At 49.5% G+C, this 517-nt stretch carries 1 protein-coding gene; it reads right to left on the reverse strand.

Features of this window, described 5'->3' with window-relative positions; translation table 11 throughout:
- The coding region (locus CES79_RS12900) for a hypothetical protein (protein WP_225362446.1) at nt 1–517 on the reverse strand (517 nt) is incomplete at both ends.

Consider the following 517-nt stretch of genomic DNA (forward strand, 5'->3'; position numbering starts at 1 on the left):
TGGCGTTGGCACTCTTTTGAGCCGAGGTCCCGTTGCTGCCGAAATCACTCGTTTCCTTCGTCGTATCCGAATTCAAATTACTGTTATCAGAACTGAAGTTGCTCAGATCATTGCTCGTCTTGTTCTCATCGCTGGTCAAGGTGCCCGAGGTGGTATTGCTATCACTTAAGTCCGAAGCCACGTTGCTCTGATCATCAGAGAACTTGGTCGAATCGCTGTTGACCTTCGTCTGATCACTGTTGATATCACTCTGGTCATTGCTCAACGCATTCGACTTCGCCTTGCTCTGATCATCGCTGGTTTCATTGACATCGCTGTTGTAATTCTGCTGATCATTGCTCAACTGCGTCTGGTCGCTCGCGTTGGCACTCTTTTGAGCCACGGTCCCGTCGGAACCGAGATCACTCGTATCCTTCGTGGTATCCGAAGCCAATTTACCGTTATCGTCACTGAAGTTGCTCAGATCATTGCTCGTCTTGTTCTCATCGCTGGTCAAGGTGGCTGAGGTGGTATTGCT

The organism is Secundilactobacillus silagei JCM 19001, from assembly GCF_002217945.1.
GTDB lineage: Bacteria > Bacillota > Bacilli > Lactobacillales > Lactobacillaceae > Secundilactobacillus > Secundilactobacillus silagei.